Origin of the sequence: Burkholderia sp. Z1, assembly GCF_014893795.1 — a bacterium.
In the GTDB taxonomy this organism is placed as follows: domain Bacteria; phylum Pseudomonadota; class Gammaproteobacteria; order Burkholderiales; family Burkholderiaceae; genus Burkholderia; species Burkholderia theae.
In genome coordinates, this window is the sequence record NZ_JACFYL010000003.1 from 1,034,661 (window position 1) to 1,060,793 (window position 26,133).

A 26,133-nucleotide genomic window follows, 5' to 3' on the forward strand; every position below is an offset into this window, starting at 1 on the left:
GCAGCGCGGCGAGTGGCCGACCCGACCGGCTTCAGCGCGCGTCGCCGGCTGCCGGCGCCGCGACCGCCAGCGCGAACTCGAATACCGCACCGCGCCCGGCCCGGTCGACGAGCCGGATGCCGCTGCCGTTGAGCGCCAGCATCCGGTGCACGATCAGCAGGCCGAGCCCGCCGCTCGTCGCCGCGCCGCCGCTCATCGGCCGCTGCGGCCGCTGGAACAGCCCTTCGCGGCGCGCCACTGGAATCCCTTCCCCGGTATCCGACACCCTCACGAGCACGCAGTCGCCCTGCGGCTCCAGCGCGACCTCGACTTCGCCGTGCGAAGGCGTGTGCCGCAGCGCGTTGTCGAGCAGGTTGGTCAGCACGCGCTCGATCATCCCGAGATCGGCCCACACGACCGGCACGCGCGGCGGGATCCGCGCATGCAGCGCGACGCCGCGCGCCTGCGCAGTCAGCTCGAATTTCTGGAACACATCCTGCACGAGATCGACGAGCGAGAACGGCTCGCGCTCGGCCTGCACGCCGCCCGATTCGAGCCGCGCGAGCTCGAACAGCGCCTGTGCGAGCCGGCCGACCTTCGCGCTCTGCGCGAGCGCGATCGACAGGTAGCGCCGGCGTTCGGGCTCGGCGAGCGAGTCGGACTTCAGCGACAGCGTCTCCAGATAGCCGTGCAGCGACGTGAGCGGCGTACGCAGGTCGTGCGAGATGTTCGTGATCAGTTCGCGCCGCTGCTGGTCCTGGCGCGTCAGCGCGCGCCACTGGTCGCCGATCCGGTCGGCCATCTGCGCAAACGCGGATTCGAGCACCGCGATGTCGTCGCCGCGCTGGCCCGGCAGCGAGCGCGGCATCGGCGGCTGCGTGTCGGGCGCGCCGTTCGCGTCGAAGCGGCGCAGCGCGTCCGTCAGCCGACGCAGCGGGCGCGTGATGAAACTGAACGCGGTGAGACCCGCGAGCAGGCCGAGCAGCGCGACGACCGCCATCGACCACAGCGTCGTGCGCAGCACGTTGCCGGCGTCGACGCGCGCGGCCAGCCGGTCATGCGCCTCGCCGAGCAGCACCACGTAGATGTAGCCCGACGGCGGTTGCCCCGCGCGCTGCAGCGGCGCGGCGCTGAACACCTTGCGCGCGTCGGGGCTGCGCGGATCGTCGCCGAGGATCGGCAGCGGCTGGCCCGCGATGAAACGCTGCACCGGCGCGAGATCGACGCGGTCGCGCTTCACGTGGCCGGGCGGCGCATCGTCGCCCTTGATCCGCCCCGCGTTGTCGAGCAGGTACACCTCGACGCTCGGGTTCACGCCCATCAGCTGGCTGAACAGCGTGCGCACGGCGTCGGGACGCAGCCCGTTCGCGTCCATCAGCGGCGCGCTGTTGGCGATGTTGGCGGCCAGGTCGCGCGACAGCGCCTGCACGACTTCCTTCTCGCGCATGTCGTTCGCGCGGATCTGCAGCCACGCGGACGCGCCGGAGCACGCGAGCAGCAGGATCGAGAATACGAGCGACAGCCGCTGGGTGAGCGTGAGTTTCATCATCCGTCCCGCTGGCCCGGTGCGGCGAGCTTGTAGCCGCGTCCCCACACGGTGAGGATCCGCACGGGCTCGGCCGGATCGGCCTCGATCTTCGCGCGCAGCCGGTTGATGTGGGTGTTGACCGTGTGTTCGTAGCCTTCGTGCTGATAGCCCCACACGGCATTGAGCAGGTCCATCCGCGAGAACACCTTGCCCGGGTGCCGCGCGAAGAAATACAGCAGGTCGAATTCGCGCGGCGTGAGGTCGATGCGCGCGCCGTCGACGCTCGCCTCGCGCGCGATCGGGTCGATCGACAGCCCGGCGATGTCGAGCGTGCCCGCGTCGATCCGCGAATCGCGCGCGAGCGCGTCGACGCGCCGCAGTAGCGCCTTCACCCGCGCGACGAGCTCGAGCACCGAGAACGGCTTCGCCAGATAGTCGTCGGCGCCGAGCTCGAGGCCGAGGATCCGGTGTACCTCGCTCGATCGCGCGCTCGTGATGATGATCGGCGTGTAGCGCGTCATCGCGCGCGCGCGCCGGCAGATTTCCAGGCCGTCGACGCCCGGCAGCATCAGGTCGAGAATCAGCGCGTCCCAGCCGCCCTGTTCGAGCAGGCGCAGCCCTTCCGTGCCGTCCGCGCTATGCACGACCTCGTAGCGCTCGTCGCGCAGGTGCAGGCTCAGCACATCGGCGATGTCGGCGTCGTCCTCGACGATCAGGATGCGTTTGGGGTGGTCCATGGCGGTGGGCGGCGGCACATTGGGCTCGGTAATGGTGGTCGGTGATCGGTGGCCGGGGTCAAATCGCGGCGAAAGGCCGCGCTGCCGCCATTGTGCAAAATTTTGCGGCGGGGAGTGATCACATTTAGTTTAACTTTGGACGACCCGCACGCCGCAAGCCAATGCTGACACGGCTTTCCGCTTCAAACAATCGCGTGGACAGCCTCCGCATCACCCGCAAGCCAGCCATTCATCACACGCGCATCCGCCAGCCGGTCCAGCGACAGACACACGTCGCTCAGCGCATCGGCACGCGCGCCGTCGAGCGCCATCCCCGCCAGCGCACGATATTTCGCCAGCAGCACCGCATCCGACAGCGGATTACGCGGGTCGCCGAGCGCGATCGGCACGTGACACAATTCCCGTCCGCCATCCGGGCGATGCAGGATCACCGTCGGCTCGTCGAGATCGCCGAGCGCCGGATCGACGTCGACCGCGATGCGCGCGAGCAGCGCGGTCACGCGCGGATCGTTGCGCCGGTCCGCGCGATACACGCCGATCCCCGTGTCGCCGAATACAAGCGCCGCCGCCACCGCGTACGGCAGGCTCATCTGCGCGGACGACAGTGTCGACAGGTCCCGCCCGCCACACATGCGGGCAACGAACCCGCTCGCGCGCACGACCACCCGTTCGATCTCGCCCGCCGTGAACATGCGGCCGTCCGCGAGCTGCAGCGCCGCGTCGACGGCCGCATGCGCGCTGCGGCACGATGCATGCGGCTTGATCGAGCAGCGCATCAGCTTCCAGTGCTCGCCGAGGCCGTCGGTCAACGCATCGGGCGCATGCGATTGCGCGGCGAAGGTGTTGAAAAAACCGCCCCACACGTCGTCGAACACGTGCGCGGGGCCGCTCACGCCTTCGCGCGCGAGCAGCGCCGCGAGCACGCCGCCCTCCGCCGCCCGCCCGGCGTGCAGCCGTTTCGTCTGCGATCCGTCGTGGATGAAACCCCAAAGGCCGCCCGCAAAACTCGCCGCATGGCCCAGCGCGTCGCGCGTGCGCGCGGCGTCGAGCCCAAGCACGCGCGCGCTCGCGGCCGCCGCACCGAACACGCCGCAACTGAGCGTCGAGTGCCAGCCCGCACCGTTATGAGCCGAGTACCCGCCCGCTGCCTCGAGCACGCGCCGGCCGACGTCGTAACCGAGCACGATCGCCGCCACGCATTCGCGGCCCGTCACCGGGCGCCCCGCGCACGACAGCGCGGCAAGCACGGCCGGCAGCACCACCGCGCCCGAATGATCGCAGCCGCCGGAATCGTCGAGTTCGAGCGCGTGCGCGGCAATCCCGTTGACGAACGCCGCATCGCGCGCGCCTGCGGCGCGTCGCGTCCCCCACAGCGATGCGCCGCCTTGCGCGATGGAGCCGGTCAGCGCACGGGCGCTACGCGTCTCGACGGCCGACGCGCCCGCCAGCGCGGCACCGAACGTGTCGAGCACATGACGCTTGGCCTTCGCGACGACGTCGTCCGGCAATGCATCGGCGGCTGTCTGCGCGACGAATGCCGCAAGCCGCGTTGCGCGCGTTTCCGTATCCATCGTCATCGCGCCGACTCCTCTGCCACGCAACGCGCGAACACGTCGACCGGATGTCCCGGGGCATTGACGGGCGCCTGTGCACGCCACCAGCGCGCGATGTCGCGCCCCGTCGCGAACCATGCATCGCCCGCGTCACGCAAATGCGCGAGCAATGCGCGCAGCAAGTCGATTCGCCCTGCCGTGCCGATGATCTCGGGATGCAGGCGCAGCACGCAGCACAGCCCGAAGCGCCGAAACCCGTCGACGTCGCGCCGCCAGTTGTCGAGCACGTCGCGGTATGCCGCGATGCGCGGTTGCCCGGCCGGCACGGGCGGCGACAGGTTGAACTCGAAGTACGGCTCGTCTTCGAGTTCGTAGTGCAGCGGCAGCTCGACGAGCCGCGCGCCGTCCGCGCCGCCGTCGCCGCGTGGATGCACATACGGCAGATCGTCGCCGCGCCACGACGACGACCACGTGAAGCCTTCCGCGACCAGGCAATCCGCAAAACCGTCGGCCCAGTTGCCGGTGAACGAGCGGAAGCCTTCCACGTCGCGCCCGATCGTGTCGGCAAGCGCCGCCCGCCCGGCGCGGCACGCATCGACCTGCGCGGCGAGCGGCAACACGTCGAAGTCTTCGCAGCGATAGCCGCTCACGCCGAGCTCGTGGCCGGCCGCGGCGATCGCGCGCACGGCTTCCGCATGCGTTTCGGCGACGATGCCCGGGACGAACCAGCTCGCCGGGACGCCGAACGCGTCGAATGCCGCGAGCAGCCGGTCGACGCCGCGCGTCGCGCCGTAACGCCAGACCGACAGCGATTTCTCGCGGCCGACGATGCGCGGCTCGCGGGTCTGGATACCGTGAATGTCGTTGAAGTCGACCGTGATCGCGACCGCGCATCGCGCGCCGCCCGGCCATGAAGGAAGTGTCGTCACCGGCCGCTCCGTTGCGTGGGTTGCGTGTCTCGGGCGTGCTGCGCAAGCCACCAGTCGGCCACTTCGCGGCAGCGCGCGAACCATACGCCGTCCTGCGCGCGCATGTGGCCGAGCCACGCCTCGAGCAGCGCGATGCGGCCGGGCTTGCCGCAGACCTTCGGATGCAGCAGCGTCGTCAGGCACAGCCCGTCCCGCACCACGCCGTCGAATTCGCGTGTCCAGTTGTCGAGCGTCGCGTCGTAACCCGCGATCCGGTCGAGCCCGGCCGGGTAATCGGGGTTGCGGTGATACGCAAGCGACGCGTAGTCGTCGGTCTCCCAGCGGCCGGGTATCTCGACGAGCGGCGGCTCGCCGTCCTCGCCGTGCAGCAGGTACGGCCGGTCGTCGCCGCGCATCGAGCTCGAATAACGCACGCCGGCTTCGCGCAGCACGGCCACGGTCGCCGCGCTCCAGTCGCCGGATGGCGTTCGGAACCCGACCGGCCGCACGCCGAGCGTACGCGCGAGGATCTCGGCCGACTGCGCCATGATCTCGCGCTGCCGCTCGGGCTCGAGCGTCCAGAACGCTTCGTGCCGGTAGCCGTGGTAGCCGATCTCGTGGCCGCGCTCGACGATCGCCGCGCATTGCGCGGGCCACGTCCGCGCGACCCACGCGGGCACGAAGAACGTCGCCGGCAGATCGAACGCCGCGAGCATGTCGAGCAACCGGCCGAGCGCGCGCCACGGCCCGTAGCTGCCGAGCGTGAAATACGCGGGGTTGCGCCAGATCGACCCGTTCAGCATCGCGTCGCCGGTCGGGCCGTCGAGATCGAACGCGAGCGCAACGCATGCGCGCTTCGCGTCCGGCCAGCGGGGAGCCAGGTCCGTCATCGCGCGCTCAGTGCGTGCCGTTGATCATCGCCTTCGCCACCGCGTGTTCCTGCAGCCCCCACTTCGCGAGCAGCTTGTGGTACGAGCCGTCCGCGATCATCTGGTTGAGCGCCGTCGTCAGCGCGCTGCTGAGCGCGGTGTTGCTCTTTGCAACGCCGATGCCCGTGTATTGCGACAGGAACGGCTTGCCGACCGGCGCGTATGCATTCTGCTCGAGGCTGTTCTGGTAGGGCAGCGTCTCGCCGCCCTGCACGGCCGCGTCGATGCGGTTCTGGCGCAACTGCATGCGCGCGTCCGACGAGCCGTCGGTGCCGACCACGACGATTGCCGGCTTGCCGGCCTTCACGCAATTCTCCGCGCTCCACGCGGTCGTGTTGTCCGGAAACGACGTGCGCCGGCTCGACCCGACGCGCTTGCCGCACAGCGCGCTCATCTGCGCGAACTCGCCGGCGCGCGTCTTCAGCGTGTAGAACTGCGGCCCCGTCTCGATGTAGTCGACGAACGTCACCGCGTCGCGGCGCGTCGGCAGGTCGGTCATCCCGGACAGGATCATGTCGACGCGTTGCGTCGCGACCGCGCTCATCATCTGGTCGAAGCTCGTCTCGACCCAGTTCACTTTCGCGCCCATCTTCGCGGCGAGCGCTTCGCCGAGATCGACGTCGAAGCCCGCGAGCTTGTCGGTCGCCGGGTCCTTGTATTCGAACGGCGGATAGTTCGGCACGATCGCGACGTTCAGCGTGCGTTTCGCGCTCGCGGCCTGCGCGACTGCGAAAGAGGCATGCAGCGCGAGCGCGCCGAATGCGACGGCGGCCAGCGTGCGGGTCAGGACGGATGCTTTCATGGGGGTGTCGCCTTGTCGTAGTGGAGTAATGGGGTGCTGCGCCGGTCTGGTTGACGGCTCCATCGATCGGGCGCGGCAATACGGGGCGCCCGGCCCGTTTACGCAATCACGGCCGAGATGAAATCGCGCGTGCGCGCGTGCGTCGGCGCGGACAGCACCTGGTCGGGCGGCCCGCTCTCGACGATCCGGCCGCCGTCCATGAACACGACGCGGTCGGCCACCTCGCGCGCGAAACCTAGCTCGTGCGTGACGACGATCATCGTCATGCCGCTCTTCGCGAGATCGCGCATTACGGCCAGCACTTCGCCGACGAGCTCGGGATCGAGCGCCGACGTCGGCTCGTCGAACAGGATCAGTTGCGGATGCATCGCAAGCGCCCGCGCGATCGCGACGCGCTGCTGCTGGCCGCCCGACAGTTCGACCGGAAACGCATCGCATTTGTGCGCGAGCCCGACCCGCGCGAGCAGCGCACGCGCTTCCTCCTCCGCTTGCGCGCGGCGGCGCTTGAGCACCTGCACGGGGCCCTCGATCACGTTCTCGAGCGCGGTCTTGTGCGGAAACAGGTTGAAGCGCTGGAACACCATGCTCGTCGCCAGCCGCTGCCGCGCGACCTGGCGCTCCGACAGCTCGTGGAGCCGGTTGCCGGTGCGCCGGTAGCCGGCCAGTTCGCCGTTGACCCACAGCGCGCCCGCGCTGATCGTCTCGAGCTGGTTGATGCAGCGCAGGAACGTGCTCTTGCCCGAGCCCGACGGCCCGATGATGCACAGCACTTCGCCCTGCGCGACGTCGAGCGTGATGCCGTGCAGCGCCTGGAAATCGCCGTACGATTTGCGCACATCGACTGCGCGAACGACCGCGTTCGTCATGACGTTCTCCCGATGGTTGAGGGTCGTGCCGTTCATGCGCGGCCCGCCGCGCGACCCGCGCCGCGCGCGAAGCGCCGTTCGACGCGTGCCTGCGCGAGCGACAGCACGGTGACGACCGCGAGATACCAGATGCCCGCGACGATCAGCAACTCGATCACGCGTGCGTTCGCGTAGTAGATGTTCTGCGCGTTGTGCAGCATCTCCGCGTACTGCACGACACTCGCGAGCGACGTCAGCTTGACCATGCCGATCAGCTCGTTGCCGATCGGCGGCACGATCACGCGCATCGCCTGCGGCAGGATGATCCGGCGCAGCGCCTGCAGGCGCGGCATGCCGATCGATTTCGCGGCCTCGTACTGGCCGGTGTCGACCGACAGCAGCCCCGCGCGCACGACTTCCGACGTATACGCGCCCTGGTTGATGCCGAGCCCCAGCACTGCCGCAAGGAACGGCGTCATCACGTCGACGGTCCGGAACTCGGCGATACCCGGGATGCCGAGCGTCGGGAATACCAGTGCGAGGTTGAACCACAGCAGCAGTTGCAGGATGATCGGCGTGCCGCGGAACAGCCAGATGTAGCCCTGCGCGATCGCGCCGAGCACCGGGTTCGACGACAGCCGCATCACCGCGGTGACGACGCCGAGCACGATGCCGAGCGTCATCGCGAGGACGGTCATCACGATCGTGTTGCCGAGCCCCGTCAGGATCGAGCGCGCGGTCAGGAACTGGCCGACGACGCGCCACTCGATCTGTCCGCGCGCGAACGCGGCGGCCACGTAGGCAATCGCGACGATGATCGCGATCGACGCGACATAACGGCCCCAGTAGCGCCGGCGCACGCGCACGAGGCCTACGGTGTCGTCTGCCGCGGCGTCAGCCGGCCCTGGTGCGCCGTCGAGACGGTGCGAATCGGATGCGCTCAGCATGACGGCCCCCGGTAGTCGGCCGCCCATGCGGCCTGGCGTTCGATCGCGTGACTCAGGCGGCCGATCTGCTCGCGCACGCGCGCGGGCGACGTGCCGCCCGCACCGCCGCGCGCGGCGACGGCCGCGTCGAGCGTCAGATGCGCGCGCACCGCCGGCGCGAGGCGCGAGTCGACGGCCTGCAACTGTTCCGCGCTCGCGTCCGCGAGCTCGATGCCGTCGCGTTCGCACGCCCGCACGAGCGCGCCGGTGATTTCATGCGCTTCGCTGAACGGCACGCCCGTCAACGCAAGCCAGTCCGCGACCTCGGTCGCGAGCGTGAAGCCGAGCGGCGCCTGGCGACGCATCTCGTCGACGTTGACACGCATCGTGCGAATCATCCCCGCCATCGCGGGCAGCACGAGTTCGAGCGTGTCAATCGAATCGAACGCGGCGATCTTGTCTTCCGCGAGATCGCGGTTGTACGCGAGCGGCAGCGACTTCAGCGTCGCGAGCAGGCCCGTCAGGTTGCCGATCAGGCGCCCCGCCTTGCCGCGCGTCAGTTCCGCGATGTCCGGGTTCTTCTTCTGCGGCATGATCGAGCTGCCCGTCGCATAACCGTCGTCGAGTTCCACCCAGCGGAATTGCCGCGACGTCCACAGGATCACTTCTTCCGACAGGCGGGACAGGTTCACGGCCAGCATGCTCGCAACGAACGTGAATTCGGCGACGTGATCGCGTGCGGCCACGGCGTCGATCGAATTCTCGCAGGGCGCGTCGTAACCGAGCTCCTGCGCGGACAGGTCGGGCCGCACGCAGATCGCCGAGCCCGCCAGCGCGGCCGCGCCGAGCGGCGAACGCGCGGTGCGGCGGTCCCAGTCGACCAGACGGTCGGCGTCGCGATACAGCGACTGCGCGTGCGCCAGCAACTGATGGCCGAACACGATCGGCTGCGCGGGCTGCAGATGGGTAAAGCCGGCGGTCACCGTGTCGACGTGCCGGCTCGCCTGGCCGATCAGCGCCTCCTGCAGGTCGAGCACGCCGCGCACGAGCTGGCGCGCCTTGTCGCGCAGGTACAGGCGCAGGTCGTTCGCCGCCTGGTCGTTGCGCGAACGCCCGGCACGCAGCTTGCCGCCGAGCGCCGGCAGCCGCTGCGTGAGCACGCGCTCGAGGAACGTATGCACGTCCTCGTCGGCGAGCGACGGCGCGATCGCACCGGCCGCATAGTCGCGCGCAATGCCGTCCATCGCGGCCAGCAACTGCGCGAGTTCGTCGTCGTTCACGATGCCGGCGCGATTCAACTCGCGTGCGTGTGCGCGGGAGCCCGCCAGGTCGTACGGCACGAGTCGGTAGAAACTCGGATCGGAGCGGGACAGGTTCTGCAGCGCATCGGACGGTTGCGACTGGAAGCGGCCGCCCCACAGGCGTTCGATCGGTTCGGTAAGGCTCATTGCGGTCGACCTCGACTCGGTTGGATTGCCCCCACTGTAGGCATTCAATTTTTTTTGTTGTAGCGAGAAATTGACTCCGCTTAAATGGAATTTTTCTCAGCACCGTCACCTCCGACGCCCCCGCCAATGCGCAACCGCCTGCCCCCGCTGAACCCGCTTCGCGCATTCGAGGCCGCCGCCCGGCGTGGCACCGTGTCGGCGGCGGCCGACGAACTGCACGTGACCGCGAGCGCGGTCAGCCACCAGATCCGCATTCTCGAAAGCACGCTCGGCGTCGCGCTATTCGTCCGATCAAAGGCGCGCGTGAAGCTCACGCCCGAAGGCGAGGCGCTGCTGGAGCCGGTCGGCGCCGCGTTCGACATGATCGCGAACGCCACCGTCAGGCTCGATTCGCCGGTCGCCGTCGGCGACCTCGTCGTGTCGACGCCGCTGTCGTTGACGTCGCGCTGGCTCGCCCGGCACATCGGCGATTTTCTCGAGCGTTATCCGGGCATTCATCTGAAGGTGATTCCGTCGAACGACGATCGCGAGATCTATTCGTCGGACGTCGACGTCTGCATCCGCTACGGGGAGGGCAACTGGCGCAACCGGCGCGTCGAGCTGCTCGAGCATCCGGCGCTGTTCCCGGTCGTGAGCCCGGCGTTGATGAACGGGCCCGATGCGATCCGCAAGGTGCAGGATCTCGCGGGACGCACGCTGTTCTGCGAGCATGCGGGCTCGTGGATGCGCTGGCTGGCGGAAGCGAACGCCGACAAGCTGCCGGGCATCCGCATCCTCGAAATCGGCAACGCGCACATCGGCGTCGAAGCCGCGGTGCACGGGCAAGGCGTCGCGCTCGGCGACAGCCTGTCGGTGCGAGACGACCTGCTCGACGGCACGCTCGTGCGGCCGTTCAGCGCAACGGTGCCGTCACGTCATGCGTACTATCTCGTCACGCGTCACGAGCTGACCGAGACGCCGCTCGTGACCGCGTTCACGTCGTGGCTGCGCGCGTGCCTCGCGTGATGCGCGTCGTCGGACGAGGTTGGGCGGGGTTGGGGTCAGCCGACGAGATTCGTCAGGTCGTCCCACACCATGACGATATTCTGCGACCGCCAGATCGGCCCCGCATCGATGTACTCGCCTGCAAGCCGGCCATTCAGCGCCTCGTAGAAGGCGATTGCTGACGCGTTTCCCTTGACGACACTCAACGCGGCGCCCTGATACCGCAACTTTCCCAAATGCGTCGCGAGCTGTGCGAGCAGCGTGCGGCCGATGCCGCGACGCTTGAATTCAGGATCGACATACAGGAATTTGATCTCGCCGCGGCCACCGAAGATCGGTTCCGACGGCGCGCCGGCCGCGCCGATTCCGACGATCCTGTCGCCGGTCTCCGCAATGAGCACCAGCTGATTGCCGTCGTTCGACGCCAGCTTTTCCTTCCATGTCCTGCCGCGATAGTCCTCGTCGAGGACGGCATGTGCTTGCGCGGGTGCGAGATCCCGATAGGTATGCCGCCAGACCTTGACGTGAAAATCGGCGATCGCCTGCGCGTCGCCCAGGTTGGCGGACCTGATGGATATTGCGGTCATGGGGAGACTCTCTCGGGCGGGCCTAGCACGCGCGGGCGCGGTGCACACGCCGGATTGTCGGCGATCCGGCCAGCGATGTCGAATGACCCGCGGGCCAGCGCCGGCCCGTCCGGCGAGCGGGATCGACCGGTACCAACCCGGAGCAGCCGAACGATTTTCTGACGGCGACGAACCCGCCGCCGGTCGGGCGCTCGCTTCGATCAAGGACCACCGTCTACGGTACGACACGCCCGTCGGTCAGCATCCGGATCGCGAGCGGCTCAATTCCACGCATGGCGCGCCGGACGCACGCCGTTCAGGTAGTAGTTACCGACCAGGTGATATTTCCAGCGCACCGGATCGTGCAGCGTATGCGTGCGCGCGTTGCGCCAGTGCCGGTCGAGGTTGTGCTCGGCGAGCGTCGATTGCGTGCCGGCCAGCTCGAACAGCTTTTCGCCCGCGAGCAGTGCGATCTCGGTCGTCAGCACCTTCGCTTCGCCGACCGCGACGGATGCGCGCGCAACATCGTCCTCGGTCACCGTGCCGCGCGCGCCGATCTCGTCGAGCGTGCGCGCCGCCCGTTCGAGCAGCGCTTGCGCCGCGTGAAGCCGGACGTGCAGACGGCCGATCTCGCGAAGGATCAGCGGATCGTCGGCCGCCCGCTCGACGCCGCTGTCGACCCACGGCCGCGTGCGGGTACGCACGAATGCCAGCGTATCGTCGATGGCCGCCTCGGCAATGCCGGCATCGATCGCCGCCTGGATGATCTGCGACAGCGGGCCGTTGAGCGTCGGCTCGTCCGACACGCGCTGCGCGGACAACACGTGCGATGCGGGCACGCGCACGCCGTCGAGCACCACCGTGCCGCTCGCGGTCGTGCGCTGGCCGAACCCCGACCAGTCGTCGATCACGGTCAGCCCCGGCGTCGGTTGCGGCACGTAGGCAAGCCACGCCTGCTGCGCGTCGTCGAGGCCGAGCACCGGTACGTAATGCGCGAACAGCGCGCCCGTCGAGTAGAACTTCGTGCCGTCGACGACATAGTCGCCGCCGTCGCGGCGCACGCGCGTCTTCAGATCGAGCACGTGCTTCGTGCCCTTCTCCGAGAAGCCGTTGCCGAACCGCTTGCCGCTCAGCACTTCCGCGAAAAAATGGCGCTTCTGCGCGTCGGTGCCGGTCAGCGCGATCACGTCGACCAGCCCGAAATGATTCTGCGGCAGCTGCCCGAGCGACGCATCGGCGGCCGCGACGATCCTGATCACCTCGGTGAGCGTCACGTGCGAGACGCCCGCGCCGCCGTATGCCTTCGGCACCGTGATCGCCCAGAGCCCCGACTGCGAAAACCATTCGATCTCGTCACGCGGCAACCGGCGCTCCCGATCCCGCTCGGCCGCGCCCTCCGCGAGCCGCTGCGCAAGCGCATGCGCGGCGTCGATCGCCTGCGCGTCGTCGGCGATCACCCGGGCCACCTGCGGTTTCGCATCGGCCGGCCGCGCCTGAATCGTGGTGCTCGTCTCTGACATCGAACTCTCCTGTCGAATGGCGAAAGCGTTCAATCTAGCAGCGCGTCGCGGGCCGGCAAACCGAGCGATTCTCGTAACGATATTCCTTCGGATGACAAATGACATCGCGATGCCCGCCTGGCAACAGCGCGCTTCGGCGTCGCAATCGATGCCCGGGCGCCGATGCGTCCCCGGCCTCCCCGCGTAATGCCGATCGACGATAACGATCTGCGAATCGGTTATTGGAACGCCCGCGCCGCGCTTCCTATACTGGCCTGCCCGGCAAACGGCCCCGCCCTTCGAGGAAAACCGCATGACTTCGTCGCACGCAGACTCCGACCTTTCCACCGGCACCGACTACGACGCACTCGCGAGCCGGTTCCGGCCGATATTCGACCGCATCGCCGCAGGCACCGCCGAACGCGAACGCCGCCGCGAACTGCCGTACGAAGCGATCGGCTGGCTGAAGACAGCCGGCTTCGGCGCGGTACGGTTGCCGGTACGGGACGGCGGCGCCGGCGCATCGCTGCCGCAGCTGTTCCAGTTGCTGATCGAGCTCGCCGCCGCCGATTCCAATCTGCCGCAGGCGCTGCGCGGGCACTTCGCGTTCGTCGAGGACTGGCTGAACGCACCGTCCGGCCCGCAACGCACGACCTGGTTCGACCGCTTCGCAAGCGGCCAGCTCGTCGGCAACGCATGGTCGGAGGCCGGCGACGTGCCGCTCGGCCAGACCGTCACCAAGGTGTCGGAGCAAAACGGCCGCCTTGTGCTGAACGGGCGGAAGTTCTACAGCACCGGCAGCCTGTTCGCCGACTGGATCGACGTGTTCGCGCAGCGCGCGTACGACGGCAGCGACGTGATCGTCGCCGTCGCGACCGCGCAACCCGGCGTGATCCGCGAAGACGACTGGGACGGCTTCGGCCAGACAACCACCGGTAGCGGCACGACGCGCTTCGAGAATGCCGCGATCGACGCCGACAACGTGATCGATTTCTCACGCCGCTTCAAGTACCAGACCGCGTTCTACCAACTGTTCCACGTCGCGACGCTGGCCGGCATCGGCCACGCGATCGTGCGCGACGCGGGCGAACTCGTGCGCACGCGCACCCGCGTATACAGCCACGGCAACGCGTCGCGCGCGGGCGACGACGCGCAGCTCCAGCAAGTGATCGGCGAGATCGCGTCGTGGGCCTATGCGGCCGACGCGCTCGCGCTGCGCGCCGCACAGCCGCTGCAGCTGGCCTACGCAGCGCGCTTCGGCGGCGACGAGGCGGCCGAGCAGACGGCGAACGTCGCAGCGGAAATCGAATCCGCGCAGAGCCAGCTCGTCGTGTCCGAACTCGTGTTGCGCGCCGCGACGCGCCTGTTCGACGCACTCGGCGCATCCGCCACGCGCAGCACGACCGCGCTCGATCGCCACTGGCGCAACGCGCGCACGGTGTCGTCGCACAATCCGCTGGTCTACAAGGCCCGGATCGTCGGCGACTGGATCATCAACGGCCGCACGCCGCCGTTCGTCTGGCGCGTCGGCAGCGGCGCACACGCGAGCACGGAACCGGGAGTCGCGCAATGAGCAAGGCCATCCGCTTCAACGCGTTCGAGATGAACTGCGTCGGCCACCAGTCGCCCGGCCTGTGGGCGCACCCGCGCGACCGTTCGTGGCAGTACAAGGATCTCGACTACTGGACCGACCTCGCCCGCGTGCTCGAGCGCGGCATCTTCGACGCGATCTTCATCGCGGACGTGATCGGCTATTACGACGTCTACCAGGGCAGCAACTACCACGCACTGCACCAGGCCGCGCAGATCCCGGTCAACGATCCGCTGCAGCTCGCCGCGCCGATCGCGATGGCGACCGAGCATCTCGGCATCGGCATCACCGCGTCGACGACGTTCGAGCACCCGTACACGTTCGCGCGCCGGCTGTCGACCGCCGACCATCACACCAAGGGCCGGCTCGCCTGGAACATCGTCACGTCCTACCTGGAAAGCGGCGCGAAGAACGTCGGCGATCACGGCTTGCGCACGCACGACGATCGTTATGCGGTCGCGGCTGAATACGTCGAGGTGCTGTACAAGCTGTTCGAGGGCAGCTGGGAAGACGGCGCGGTGGTGCGCGATCGTGACGGCCGCGTGTTCACGCATCCCGGGAAGGTGCACGAGATCGGTCACAAGGGCCGCTTCTTCGACGTCCCCGGCTACCATCTGTGCGAACCCTCGCCGCAGCGCACGCCGGTGCTGTTCCAAGCCGGCGCGTCCGGCCCCGGCAAGACGTTCGCCGCGCAGCACGCGGAATGCGTGTTCGTCGCCGCGCCGTCCCGCGAGCAGCTCGCGCGCTACGTCGCCGACGTGCGCGCGCAGGCCGCCGCCGCGGGACGCGATCCGCGCAAGGTGCTGATCTACAACCTCGTCACGGTGATCGTCGACGAAACCGACGAGAAGGCGCAGGCCAAGTTCGACGAGTACCGCCGCTATGTGTCGTACGACGGCTCGCTGGTGTTCATGTCCGGCTGGACCGGCATCGACTTCGGCGAGTATGCGCCGACCGATCCCGTCAGGCGCGTCGAAACGAACGCGATCGTTTCGGCGGTCGAGCACCTGTCGGGCGGCGACACCGCATGGACGATCGAGGCGCTGGCGGCATGGGGCGGCATCGGCGGACTGGGCCCGGTGTTCGTCGGGTCGGCGGCGACCGTGGCAGACATCCTCCAGGAATGGGTTGCCGAGACCGACGTGGACGGTTTTAATCTCGCGTACGCGGTGGCCCACGAAACGTTCGAAGACATCGTGCGCTACCTCGTTCCCGAACTGCAGCGCCGCGGCGTCTATCCGACGCAGTATGCGCCGGGCACGCTGCGCGAGAAGCTGTTCGGCGGCGCGGCGCGCTTGCCGGACGAACATCCGGCCGCACGGTTTCGCGATATCGAGCAGGTCAAGCGCGATGCCGGGCAGGTGACAGCCTGCATGTGACCGCCATGCGGCGGCCGGCCGCCTCGGCGGTCCGGTGCGACGCGTCGCCGATCCTTGCGGGAACGGCGGCGTGCGACCGGACGATGCGGCATGCATCTTTCGAAGGTTGACCGATCCCGACAGCGTTCACGCACCGCCCTTGTCGTCGACGTCGCGCGCCGTCGGCTCGTAACGCACGATCAACAGGAACACGATCGGCGTGGCCGCGCTGATCGCGACGACCCAGAACATGTCCGTGCCGAGACGGGCCTGCAGGATCGGCAGCACGAACAGCGCAAGCGCCTGGCCGATGCCGCACAGCGAACGCCCGAACCCGACGCCGGTGCCGCGGATCGCCGCCGGATAGGACAAGGCGGGGTAGATCATCATCTGCGCGCCCGGTCCGAAACCCTCGGCGAACAGCCAGGTGCCGAGCATCAGCAGCACGACGCCGATCGCGAGCGCGCCGTGCGGATGCCCCGCCAGCGCAAGCGCGACGAGCGCGACGAACTGCAGCGCGAAGCCCGCGATCGCCACATGACGTGACGGATATCGATACGCGAGGCGCATGCCCAGCAGGCCGCCGGTCAACGCGAACAGGACGTTCAGCGCGAGCGACGCCGCGATCGTCTCGAACACGCCCGCGCCGAGAAACTGCGACAGGATCGACGGCAGGAAGAACGCAATCGCCGTGTATTCGAACGGGATGCACAGGTTCATCACGCTGGCGACGATCGTGCGCCCGAGATACGGACGCTGGAACAGCATGCTTATCCGCACGGGCGGCTGGCCCGGTTCACGCGGCGCATCCTCCGCTTCGTGTGCGTGAATGCCGTACGACTCGCGAAGGATGCGCGCGGCATTGGCGAGGTCGCCCTGATTCGCCGCCCACAGCGGCGATTCGTTCATGAAGCGATTCCGGAACAGGATGATGACGAGCGCGGGCACGGCACCGAAGATCAGCGACGCGCGCCACAGCCATCCCGCATGCTCGGCCGGCAGCAGGAAATACAGGCCGAAGATCAGCAGGAAGCAGACCGACGACGCCACGTACCACATCGGGCACCACGCGGCGAGCCGCGACGCCTTGTTGCCGCGGCCGTCGAACCGGGAGAATTCCGCGAGAAACGCCATCGCGACGGGCAGATCGATGCCGACCCCGAGCCCCATCACGAAGCGCGCGCCGATCAGCACCCACACGTTCGGCGCAAGCCCGGCCGCGATCGCCGCGATCACGAAAAACAGCATGTCGGCCATGAACACCTGGTAGCGGCCGATCCGGTCGGTCAGCCATCCGCCGATCAGGCTGCCGAAGATCGTGCCGATCATGATCGCGGAACCGACCAGCCCCGTCAGTGCGGGCGTCAGGCCGAATTCGCGCGCCACGTCGTCGATGCCGTAGGACAACGTCGTCAGGTCGTATGCATCGAGAAACACGCCGCCCAGCGCCAGCAACACGATCATCCGCGCATGGCTGACGGAACTGTCCGTCGTATTGATCAGGCGCGCCACGTCGCTTGCGGAGCGGATGGGCGCCGATACCGGCGTAACCGCGTTCAGATCGATCGAACTCATCGGATTCCTTCGTTGCGCCGAATGCCCGGCGATATCCAGGGAACGCGGCACGCGCATCGGCCATCGTTACCGCGCAGCGCGGATGGTCAACCCCCGGCATGCGCTGTCGCCGCGTTCCGGCAAATCTTGCGGAGCGTGTGCCCCGGCACGTCAAACACGGGTGTGTCGCAATTCGCCGTCGATGGTCTGCGGCAACCTCAGCAGGTTGAAGATCGGGCAGACCGCTTCGACCGCCTGATGCAGCGCGCGAATCGCGTCGGGTGGCTCGGGCGACACGATATCGAGCGTATAGCGCAGGTTGTGCGGAAACACCGGCACATGCTCGAAACCCGGCTGCTGCGCCAACGGATGCTGATCGCCGGTCACCTCGACCTCGATCGCATCGATCTTCAGGCCGCGCTCGGCGGCCTGGATCAGCGTGATGTGCGTGAGGCAGCTGCCCAGCACGCCGAGCTGCAGCTCCGGCGACGCAGGCCCGAGGTTGTAGCCCGCGAAATCGGGCGGACTGTCGCTGATCACCTGGAAGTCGCGAATGCGGATCTCGCGCACGCCGCTGCGGCCGAGCGCACGCACGGTCGCCCTCAGCGGCGTCGCCTTGAAATCGGGATCGTTGCGCGCCGCTTCCTGCTTCGCGCGCCAGGCGGCGCGTTTTTGGGCGAGATAGTCGTTCAGGGTCGTCATGGCCGGGGCGTCGGTACGTCAGTCGGTCGGTTGTGCTTCGTCCAGGGCGGCGTCTGCCGCCCGCTGTCGGCGGCGCTCAGTCCGCCTTCGGAATCCATGCGGCGCTCGCCGCGTCGCTCGCGCGGAACGCCGGGAATTTCGCGCCGAGTTCGGCCACGGTCCGGATATCGTTTTTCACGAGATCGTCGCGCGTGATCAGCGTCGGCTTGACGACGATGCGCGCGCCCGGGTCCTGGCCGGCGACGAGCAGCGCGGCGGCCCGCACCGACACGGCGCCGACCACCGCGGGATTGGTCGCGGCCGTCGCCACCCACGCGCTGTTCGGCGCGCGAATGGCTTCGATGTCGGAGGTCGAGATATCCGCGCTGTAGATGCGGATCTTCGACGACAGCTTCGCTTCGTCCGCGGCGAGCTTCGCGCCGCGCGCGAACTCGTCGTAAGGCGCGAACACGACGCGGATGTCGGGATGCGCGCGATAAGCCGCCGCCGCCTGATTCGCGACCGACTGCGCGATCGGATTGTCGACGGTGCCCCAGCGCGCCTTTTCCTGCACCTTCGGGTGCACGCGCTTGAAGTCGCGCCATGCGGCATCGCGCCGGTCGAGCGGCGCAAAGCCGGCGACATACACATAACCGGCCGCGAATGCGTCGCCGTTGTCCTTGACCGCCTGGCCGAGCAACAGGTTGGCCAGGTCGCGATCGCTCTGCTCGATTTGCGGCACCTTCGGATTGCCGAGATCGACGTCGAATGCGACGACCTTGATCCCCTTGTCCAGCGCGCGCTGGACGACGTCCTTCAACGATTCGGGCAACCCGTGATTGACGATGATCGCGGACACGCCGATGCTGACCGCCTGCTGGATCTGCTCGCGCTGCTCGGCCGCATCCTGCCGACCCTCGTAGATGCGCAGATCGACGCCGAGCGCCTTCGCCTGCTTCTGCGCGCCGGCCTCGTAGGCCTGGAAGAAGTCGCCGGTCGACAGATAGTTGACGAGCGCGATCTTCACGCCGCCCTTGTCGAACGGCGCGGGCGCGCCGGTCAGCGGGCCGGCGTGCGCCGCGGGTGCGAGCGCGGCCGATGCAGCGGCGAAAAACAGCGTGAGCGCGCCGACCGTCCGGTCGATGCGTGACTTGCGGCGAAGCGACGATCGCATGGTCTGCCTGTCTCCGTGGGGGACGATATCCGCACAATCTATCAGCGCGACCGGCACGCTCAAACCGAGCGATTCTGAAATGGATATTCCTTCGGATATCCAACCGATTGCAGCGGCGGCGCTTCGATGCGGGAACCCTCGATCGGGCGCACGCGTGATAACCGCCGCGGGAATCGATGGTCCGGAACGACACCCCGGATTGACTGCGGACGCCGCGCCGTGCGCCCTGCTCCGTCACGCACGCACGTCGGCACGACGGCCGATGCCGAACGTGAACGCCAGCGCGAGCACCAGCAACACGCCCTTGATGAAGTCCTGCATGTAGTACGGCGCGTTCAGCATCGTGAGCCCGTTGAGCAGCACGCCGACGAATACCGCACCCACGACCGTGCCGAACACGTTCGGCCGCTTGGCGCCCCACACCGCGTAACCCACCAGCGCGGCGGCCACCGCGTCGAGCAGCAGCGAGTGCCCGGCGCTCACGTCGCCGCGTCCGACCCGCGCGGCGATCAGCACGCCGCCCAGCGACGCGATCGTGCCCGACACGACATACGCGGCGACCCGGTAGCGCGCGGCTGGCGCGCCGGCGAGTCGCGCGGCCGTTTCGTTGCCACCGATCGCGTAAATCACGCGGCCCCAGCGCGTCGCTTCCATCGCGACGCAGGCGAGTACCGTCAGCGCCGCGAGCAGCAGCACCGGCAACGGCACGACGTCGAACACGCGCAAGCGCCCGAGCGCGAGAAATGCGGCGGGGAACACGCCCGTTGCGTCCGTGCCGTCGGGCAGCACCGAACCGGTCGCGAGCGACCGGCCGCCGGTCGGGATCAGTTGCAGGCCCGCCAGCAGGAACAACGTGCCGAGCGTCGCGAGCTGGTCGGGCACGCGCAGTCGCGTAATCAGCAAGCCGTTCAACAGCCCGGCAGCCACACCGAGCGCGACGCAGGCGGCCACCGCCGCAAGCGTGCCGCCGTGCCAGACGACCAGCACGTAGCTGGCGGCCATCTGCGCGGACGCGGCCACGCTGCCCACCGACAGGTCGAAACCGCCGGCCGCGAGCGTGATCGTCACGCCGATGCCGAGCAGCGCGACGATCGACACCGCCTGAAGAATGCTGAACAGGTTGTCGAGGTTCAGGAACGCCGGCTCCCTGAGCGCGAACACGGCGACGAGCACGGCCAGCACGAGCAGGATGCCCGTGCGTTCGAGTGCCGCGCGAATGCGGGCGGGCGCCGGGCGGCGTGCCGGTTGGACAGGCAACGCATCGTGCGGCAGGGCAGAAGAAACGGGTTTCATGGGGCACGGTCACTCAGGAGAAAGACGAAAACGGACGGTCGAGCGTGGCGCGATCGAACCGCACGATGCGATCCGCGATTTCGGCCGCCTCTTCGAGATCGCTGACGAACACGAGCGTCGCGCGCGCGTGCGCGTGGCGCCGCAGCGTATCGACGATATCGGCGCGCGCGCCGGCATCGATGCCCTGAAACGGCTCGTCGAGCAGCAGCAGCGTTGCGCGCTCCGCGTGCCAGCGCGCGAGCACGACTTTCTGCTGGTTGCCGCCGGACAGGCGCACGAGCCGATCGTCCGGGCCCGTGCAGCGGATGCCGAAGGCAGCGATCGCGGCCGCGGCGGCAGCGCGTTCGCGGGCCGGCCGCACCGCGCCGCCCGCAAACCAGCGCGACAGGAACGGAAAGCTGATCGTGCCGGCGATCGACGCGAACGGCACGCTGTCGGGAAACAGCGATGAGCGCCAACGATCCTCGCCGGCCAGGAACACGCCGACGCGAATGGCGTCGGCCGGCGAGCGCGGCCGCCACGGCCGGCCGTCGAGCGTCATCTCGCCGGCGACCGGGCGCGCGGCGCCGAAGATCGCGCTGGCCAGGCGCGACTTGCCGCCGCCGACCGGGCCCGCGATCGCGACGATCTCGCCGCGCCGGACGTCGAGGTCGAACGGGACGCTGGTCGGCATGAGCCTGAGGTTCCGCAGGCCGAGGCCGGCTTCGGACGACGGCGCGGCGCGGCCCGCGTCCGCCGCGCGCGCTTTCGGCAACGGCCGCCCGATCATCGTTTCCACCGCGGCATCGAAATCGACCGGCGCGGCCAGGTCGGCGACGATCCGGCCGTCGCGGACGATCGCGACGCGATCGGCGATGCGGCGCAAGTCGCCGAGCCGGTGCGACACCAGCAGGATCGCGACGCCGTCGTCGCGCAACGCGTCCAGCAGCGCGAAGAGCCGCTCCGCTTCCGACGCGGACAGGCTCGCGGTCGGCTCGTCGAGAATCAGCAGGCCGGGCTGCCCGGCGAGCGCGCGCGCCAGGGTCACGCGCTGCTGGTCGGCCAACGACAGCGACGCAAGCGGCGCCGACAGGTCGGCGTCGAGCCCGACGCGCCCGGCGAGCGGTTGCGCCGCGGCGCGCCGCGCGGCCGGCGGCACGCGCCACGGCGAGGCCGGATCGCACAGCCGGTCGAGCAACAGGTTGTCGGCGATCGACAGCGTCGGCACGACGGCGTCGGCGACCGACTGGTGCACGGTGGCGACGCCGAGCCGCTTCGCCGCGTGCGGCGAAGCCGGCCGATAGGGTCCGCCGCGCAGCGTCAGCGTGCCGCCGTCGGGCCGGATCACACCGCTCAGGATCTTCACGAAGGTCGATTTGCCCGCGCCGTTCGCGCCCATCAGCGCGACGACTTCACCGGCGGCGATCGACAGGTCGAGCGACGCCAGCGCGACGGTTGCGTCGAACCGTTTCGCGATGCCGGCGGCGCTCAGGACGGGCTGCGACGGCGCTCGATGTACGCGTACTGCGCTCATGATTGCGTCCGCCCGTTCACACCGGCGCGAACTCGCGCTGCCACGCGGGCAGTTCGAGATTCGCGCGGAAATCCCCGCCGACATAATCGGTATCGAGCAGATCGCGCCGGCGCAACTCGGGCAGCAACCCGTTCAGCAGCAGATCTTCCTGGTCCGGCTGGCCGAGCCCGTGCAGCGACAGCACGTCGACGAGCCCCGCCCGATAGCGCGTTTCGATCGCATCGGCGAGTTGCTCCGGCGTGCCGGCGGCGAACCAGTGACCGGTCTCCTGCGCGCGGATGATCAGCTCGCGCAGCGTCAACCGCTGCCGCGCGTAGCTGACGAAAATCGCCACGCGGCCGCGCCGGCGATGCACGCTGTCGATCGTCGGCAGCAGCGCTTCCGGCAGCGGCTGGTCGAGCGGCAGGCCGCGCAGGTCGACGCCGCCGCCGAGCATGTCGGCGAGTTTCAGCCGGCCTTGTTCGTCATCGATGCGTTCGTGCTTCTCGTGCAGCCGCCGCGCGACGTCGGCGTCGGATTCGCCGATCACCGAGTGAAACGAGTTCATCACGAGCGGCAAGCGGTCGCCGCGACCGAACGCGGTGGCCTGCCGGTGCAGGTCGGCGACGAACGCGCGCGCATCGTCGAGCGTCGGCTGCGACGTGTAGACGACTTCCGCGTAACGCGCGCCGAGCGCCACGCCGCTGGCCGACTGCCCGGCCTGGAACAGCACGGGCCGCCGTTGCGGCGACGGCGGCACGTTCAGCGGCCCCTGCACCTGGAAGTACGCGCCGCGGTAGTCGATCGCCCCGAGCTTGAGCGGGTCGATCGAGATGCCGCCGGCCGGCGTGCGCCGCGTCGCGGCCGGATCGTTCGCGTCGAACAGCGCGTTGACGACCTCGACGAATTCGCTCGCACGCGCGTAGCGTTGTTCCGGGTCGGGCAACGCGGCATTGCCGAAGTTTTCCTCGCCGACCGACGACGTAACCGCGTTCCATGCGGCGCGCCCGCCGCTCACGTGATCGAGCGTGCCGATCAGCCGCGCGAGGTTGTACGGGTGGTGATACGTCGTCGACACCGTCGCGACGAGCCCGATGGCCGACGTCGCCTGGCTCAGCGCCGCCAGTGCGACGATCGGCTCCTGGCTGCCGGTGGCACCGGCGAGGCCGGCCGGATCGGCCTGCAGCAGATCGGCCGTGAAGAGGCCGGTGATCTTCTCGGCTTCCGCCTTGCGCGCGAGCGACGCCGCGCGTCGCATGCCCTGGACCGAGTCCGGATCGCCGGGCGCGTACAGCACGCTCGCCGCGCCGACGAGCGTTTTCAGGCGTCTGCGTCCGCGGCTCATGACGCCACTCCGGCCAACCCATCGTCGCTTGCGGCGCGCGCCGCGCGTCGTCCGCTTCTGTCGTTCATCCGCGTTTCTCGTGATTCGGTTCGACCGGAAGACACATGCCGGCATCGCGCAACCGACGGCGCTCGCGTCGGGTCGTCCGGCATGGCCCGCAGGCACGCGCCGCATGGCGCGCATGCCAACGACCATAACGCAGCCCCCCTGGTCGGCCGGAACGAATATTTTCGGCTTTCCATATTCTTCTCCGTGCTCCCGGGCCCCGGCTACGCCGCGGTCCTGCTCGCCTGTCCGCCGAGATGCGGCGCGACATGCAGCACGAAATCGGTGAGGATCTGCTCGTACTCGTCGGGCGCGAAATCGTACGGCAATTCCAGGCGTAACTCGCCGATCTGCCGTACGACCGGATCCGCGAGCAGGCGCTCGGTGATTTCCGCGGCGCTGCCGACCAGGTCTTGCGCATACAGCGTGCGACGCGGGCCTTGCGGGCCGCGCGTGCGCTCGACGCGTTGCGTGGCGAACGCGCGATAGCGCCGGCGGCTGACCTGATCCGCGCTGTCGATCGGCACGATCACGCGCCCGAGCGCGATGCGCGGTGGATGCGCGCCGCGCCAGTTCGCACGAAACGCGTCGAGGTGGCTGCGCTGCGTGTCGAAGAAGTCGTCCGTGCGCTCGCCGACGTTCAGATTGCCGATCAGCAGGTTGAAGCCGTTGCGACCGGCCCATTCGGCCGAGCGCAGCGAGCCGCCGCCATACCAGAGCCGCTGCGTCAGTCCGGGCGCGTACGGCATCACGCGCGGCCGTTCGCGCCCGGCCGGCGATTCGACGAAACACTGTTCGTCGCCGAGCAGTTCTCCCGTCAGGTTCGCGCGCAGCCGTGCGACGCGTGTGTGCGAAAAGTCGATCTGCTCCGGCGCGCCATCGAACAACCGGTCGCCGAGCAGTGCGCCATGCGGCGGCGCGCCCGCGCTGAGCCCGACGTTCAGGCGGCCGCGCGAGAGGATGTCGACGGTCGCCAGATCCTCGGCCAGCCGGAACGGATTCTCGTAACCCATCTGGATCACGGCCGCGCCCAGCCCGATCCGGGTCGTGTGCTGGCTCGCCGCCGCGAGAAACGTCGCCGCCGACGACACGGCCCGCTCGAGATGGCGTTGACGCACCCATGCACAGTCGTAGCCGAGCGCCTCGCCGATCCGGAACAGGTCGAGCGTCTGCTCGAGGCCCGGCAACGGATCGTCCGCCGCATAGTTGCCCGGAGTCAGGAAGCTGATCCGCGTGATGCACACGCCTTCGGCCGCTTGTGTCATCGTTGCCGCGGCGACCTGGAGACGGGCGCGGCCTTCCCGGCGCCGGCGTCGCGCAGCACGGCGCACGCGGCCGGATCGGCAAACGCGCGCACCTTCGCGCGCACCGGGAGCCGGCGATGCTCGCTTTCCGGCAGCCATTTGAGCGGAGGGAAATCCGTGCGGTTGTCCATGATTCGGGGGCGGGCGGGCGGGTTGACGAGACGGGCGTCCGCCCGGGGATTCGATCTTAGCCACCCGGGGCCGCGTGCAAAATATCGATTGCTGCAATGCTTCGCTGCGGTGCGCAGATATCGATTCCCGTGTTCGTCGCGCATCGTGCGGCGCCAGGAACAGGCGCCGCGCTCGCCCGACTGTGCCGCAGCGCGATGCGCTCGCCGGGTTCGAGTGTCAGGACCTTCAGCTTGAACACCTTCGGCAACGCGTCGCCGTTTTGCTTCACGTAGCCGATACGATCATCGACGACGAGTCGCCGCGTCGTCGGACGCGGCACGCTTGGCGCGCCGGCGAGCAAGGACCATCGTCGCGACGTGTGAAGGCGAGAGAGATCAGCGACCGGGCGAGCCGGTCGCCTTCAGCGTGTTGCCACGCATCATTTGCCAGAGGGGAGACTATTGGCAAACAGGTTCGAATAACCCAGCGTGCCGACGCCGCCAATCGAATTGCACGTTGACGACGCGGCACCGGGCGGACAATCGACGTCACGATCGAACGACCAGAAGTGGATGCCCGCGAGCCCGTTCTGTTTCGCATACGCGGCGACGGTCTGTGCGTCCGCTGGCGTGAAGGTTTCGCCGGCCACATCGTTACCGCCGATCATCGGCGTCAGTTCGATCTGACTGTACGGCACGCCCCAGTGATCGTGCAGGTTCATGGCCGCCTGAATGGCCGATTGCCCCATCTGGCAGAGTCCGCCCGCGACAACGCAGTTTCCCGCCCCGGCCGAACCGTAATCCATCGTCATCAGATTGATGGTGTAGTTTTTCAACCCGTATGTCTGGATCGCCTGCATGACCCAGTCACCATAAATGTTGAAACTGTCCGGTGCGCTTGCTCCCCAGGAGCTTGCCGTGGTCGCGCCCGGCTGGGAAGGAGCAAGTGTCGCCAGGGTAAAACTGAAACGCAGATTCGGATAATTCCGCTGCGCCACCACGACGCGTTGCACCAGATCGTTGATCACCTGCTGCGTCTGCCCCGCCTCGATGTCGAAATCGATCCCGATGAGATTATTCGATGCGTAACGATTGATGAAAGTCGCCATGCCCGCATCGGAACTGCACGTGAATGACCCCGCAGCGCCGCCCGTGGAGATCACGTAATTCACATTGGCCGCGGTGAACCGTTGAATATTGGCGGTAGCCAGCGCACCGCCATCGACTCCCGCCCAGTTCTCGCTGCCACATTCGCCGGTCGCAAAAGCGAGGGTCATTGCATGAACACCGGCTGGCAACACCGACAGTACAGGGTTCATCTGGCCCGTGACGGCCGATGAAATGACGTTCGTGTTCCAGTCCATCGAAATCGTCGCGTCCTTGTACGGGCTATAAACGAAAGCCGGAGCCGTACCGGTCCCGGAACTACTCCCACCCCCGCTTCCACCCCCACCGCCACCGCCACTCCCCGTTCCGGTACAG

Annotated in this window: 24 protein-coding genes; 3 read left to right on the top strand and 21 right to left on the bottom strand. The window is 68.7% G+C overall.

Annotated elements, in window-relative coordinates:
- Positions 1-31: 31 nt before the first annotated feature.
- The 9 genes from H3H55_RS36650 to argH form a co-directional block, all read right to left on the bottom strand.
- Entirely contained in the window at positions 32-1,525 is a 1,494-nt protein-coding gene (locus H3H55_RS36650; protein ID WP_193102993.1) for a sensor histidine kinase, read from the bottom strand.
- Positions 1,525-2,244, bottom strand: coding sequence for a response regulator transcription factor (locus H3H55_RS36655; RefSeq protein WP_193102994.1), 720 nt, complete (start codon positions 2,242-2,244; stop codon positions 1,525-1,527). The genes H3H55_RS36650 and H3H55_RS36655 overlap by 1 nt, the downstream gene beginning before the upstream one ends.
- Positions 2,245-2,426: 182 nt before the next feature.
- Positions 2,427-3,821: an MmgE/PrpD family protein gene (locus H3H55_RS36660; protein WP_193102995.1), complete on the bottom strand. Its 1,395-nt coding sequence runs from the start codon at positions 3,819-3,821 to the stop codon at positions 2,427-2,429.
- Positions 3,818-4,726 carry a polysaccharide deacetylase family protein gene (locus tag H3H55_RS36665; RefSeq protein WP_193102996.1) on the bottom strand — a complete coding sequence of 303 codons (909 nt, stop codon included), beginning with the start codon at positions 4,724-4,726 and terminating at the stop codon, positions 3,818-3,820. Before H3H55_RS36665 ends, H3H55_RS36660 begins: the two co-directional genes overlap by 4 nt.
- On the bottom strand, positions 4,723-5,595 hold the full coding sequence (locus H3H55_RS36670; protein WP_193102997.1) for a polysaccharide deacetylase family protein: 873 nt from the start codon (positions 5,593-5,595) through the stop codon (positions 4,723-4,725). The genes H3H55_RS36665 and H3H55_RS36670 overlap by 4 nt, the downstream gene beginning before the upstream one ends.
- A gap of 7 nt (positions 5,596-5,602) precedes the next feature.
- Positions 5,603-6,436: an ABC transporter substrate-binding protein gene (locus H3H55_RS36675; RefSeq protein WP_129517716.1), complete on the bottom strand. Its 834-nt coding sequence runs from the start codon at positions 6,434-6,436 to the stop codon at positions 5,603-5,605.
- A gap of 98 nt (positions 6,437-6,534) precedes the next feature.
- A complete protein-coding gene (locus H3H55_RS36680) occupies positions 6,535-7,338 on the bottom strand; it encodes an amino acid ABC transporter ATP-binding protein (protein WP_048249866.1) in 804 nt (267 codons plus the stop codon).
- Positions 7,335-8,228, bottom strand: coding sequence for an amino acid ABC transporter permease (locus tag H3H55_RS36685; RefSeq protein WP_193102998.1), 894 nt, complete (start codon positions 8,226-8,228; stop codon positions 7,335-7,337). The genes H3H55_RS36680 and H3H55_RS36685 overlap by 4 nt, the downstream gene beginning before the upstream one ends.
- A complete protein-coding gene (gene argH / locus H3H55_RS36690; RefSeq protein ID WP_193102999.1) occupies positions 8,222-9,655 on the bottom strand; it encodes an argininosuccinate lyase in 1,434 nt (477 codons plus the stop codon). The genes H3H55_RS36685 and argH overlap by 7 nt, the downstream gene beginning before the upstream one ends.
- A 126-nt stretch (positions 9,656-9,781) precedes the next feature.
- On the opposite strand from argH, the gene H3H55_RS36695 reads away from it, so the two are divergent.
- Positions 9,782-10,660 (top strand): LysR substrate-binding domain-containing protein, encoded by an 879-nt coding sequence (locus H3H55_RS36695; RefSeq protein ID WP_193103000.1) that lies wholly within the window; start codon positions 9,782-9,784, stop codon positions 10,658-10,660.
- Positions 10,661-10,695: 35 nt separating this feature from the next.
- Here the strand turns inward: H3H55_RS36695 and H3H55_RS36700 are convergent, their stop codons facing one another.
- Positions 10,696-11,430 carry a GNAT family N-acetyltransferase gene (locus H3H55_RS36700; RefSeq protein ID WP_226800711.1) on the bottom strand — a complete coding sequence of 245 codons (735 nt, stop codon included), beginning with the start codon at positions 11,428-11,430 and terminating at the stop codon, positions 10,696-10,698.
- A gap of 56 nt (positions 11,431-11,486) precedes the next feature.
- Positions 11,487-12,725 (bottom strand): SfnB family sulfur acquisition oxidoreductase, encoded by a 1,239-nt coding sequence (locus H3H55_RS36705; protein ID WP_193103001.1) that lies wholly within the window; start codon positions 12,723-12,725, stop codon positions 11,487-11,489.
- A 292-nt stretch (positions 12,726-13,017) separates the two neighbouring features.
- Between H3H55_RS36705 and H3H55_RS36710 the strand changes: the two genes are divergently transcribed.
- Together H3H55_RS36710 and H3H55_RS36715 are read left to right on the top strand one after the other, a co-directional pair.
- On the top strand, positions 13,018-14,277 hold the full coding sequence (locus tag H3H55_RS36710; protein WP_193103002.1) for an acyl-CoA dehydrogenase family protein: 1,260 nt from the start codon (positions 13,018-13,020) through the stop codon (positions 14,275-14,277).
- A complete protein-coding gene (locus tag H3H55_RS36715) occupies positions 14,274-15,674 on the top strand; it encodes an LLM class flavin-dependent oxidoreductase (RefSeq protein WP_193103003.1) in 1,401 nt (466 codons plus the stop codon). Before H3H55_RS36710 ends, H3H55_RS36715 begins: the two co-directional genes overlap by 4 nt.
- Positions 15,675-15,800: 126 nt before the next feature.
- Here the strand turns inward: H3H55_RS36715 and H3H55_RS36720 are convergent, their stop codons facing one another.
- The 10 genes from H3H55_RS36720 to H3H55_RS36765 all read right to left on the bottom strand — a co-directional run bounded on the left by H3H55_RS36720 (position 15,801) and on the right by H3H55_RS36765 (position 26,015).
- Positions 15,801-17,228 carry an MFS transporter gene (locus tag H3H55_RS36720; RefSeq protein ID WP_193103004.1) on the bottom strand — a complete coding sequence of 476 codons (1,428 nt, stop codon included), beginning with the start codon at positions 17,226-17,228 and terminating at the stop codon, positions 15,801-15,803.
- Positions 17,229-17,378: 150 nt separating this feature from the next.
- Positions 17,379-17,909, bottom strand: coding sequence for an OsmC family protein (locus tag H3H55_RS36725; protein WP_048249855.1), 531 nt, complete (start codon positions 17,907-17,909; stop codon positions 17,379-17,381).
- 76 nt (positions 17,910-17,985) lie between these two features.
- Complete coding sequence (locus H3H55_RS36730; protein ID WP_193103005.1) at positions 17,986-19,062, bottom strand: substrate-binding domain-containing protein; 1,077 nt, start codon at positions 19,060-19,062, stop codon at positions 17,986-17,988.
- A gap of 234 nt (positions 19,063-19,296) precedes the next feature.
- Positions 19,297-20,355, bottom strand: a complete 1,059-nt coding sequence (locus H3H55_RS36735) for an ABC transporter permease (RefSeq protein WP_193103006.1) — start codon at positions 20,353-20,355, stop codon at positions 19,297-19,299.
- 13 nt (positions 20,356-20,368) lie between these two features.
- Complete coding sequence (locus H3H55_RS36740) at positions 20,369-21,868, bottom strand: sugar ABC transporter ATP-binding protein (RefSeq protein ID WP_193103007.1); 1,500 nt, start codon at positions 21,866-21,868, stop codon at positions 20,369-20,371.
- 16 nt (positions 21,869-21,884) lie between these two features.
- Positions 21,885-23,192, bottom strand: coding sequence for an NtaA/DmoA family FMN-dependent monooxygenase (locus H3H55_RS36745; RefSeq protein WP_193103008.1), 1,308 nt, complete (start codon positions 23,190-23,192; stop codon positions 21,885-21,887).
- Positions 23,193-23,461: 269 nt separating this feature from the next.
- Positions 23,462-24,502, bottom strand: coding sequence for an LLM class flavin-dependent oxidoreductase (locus tag H3H55_RS36750; RefSeq protein ID WP_193103009.1), 1,041 nt, complete (start codon positions 24,500-24,502; stop codon positions 23,462-23,464).
- Positions 24,499-24,672, bottom strand: a complete 174-nt coding sequence (locus tag H3H55_RS36755) for a hypothetical protein (protein ID WP_226800712.1) — start codon at positions 24,670-24,672, stop codon at positions 24,499-24,501. Before H3H55_RS36755 ends, H3H55_RS36750 begins: the two co-directional genes overlap by 4 nt.
- Positions 24,673-24,728: 56 nt before the next feature.
- Positions 24,729-25,013 (bottom strand): hypothetical protein, encoded by a 285-nt coding sequence (locus H3H55_RS36760; RefSeq protein WP_193103010.1) that lies wholly within the window; start codon positions 25,011-25,013, stop codon positions 24,729-24,731.
- Between the two features lie 78 nt (positions 25,014-25,091).
- The gene (locus H3H55_RS36765; RefSeq protein WP_193103011.1) at positions 25,092-26,015 is read right to left on the bottom strand and encodes a glycosyl hydrolase; all 924 of its coding nucleotides are present in this window, start codon (positions 26,013-26,015) and stop codon (positions 25,092-25,094) included.
- Between the last annotated feature and the right edge of the window lie 118 nt (positions 26,016-26,133).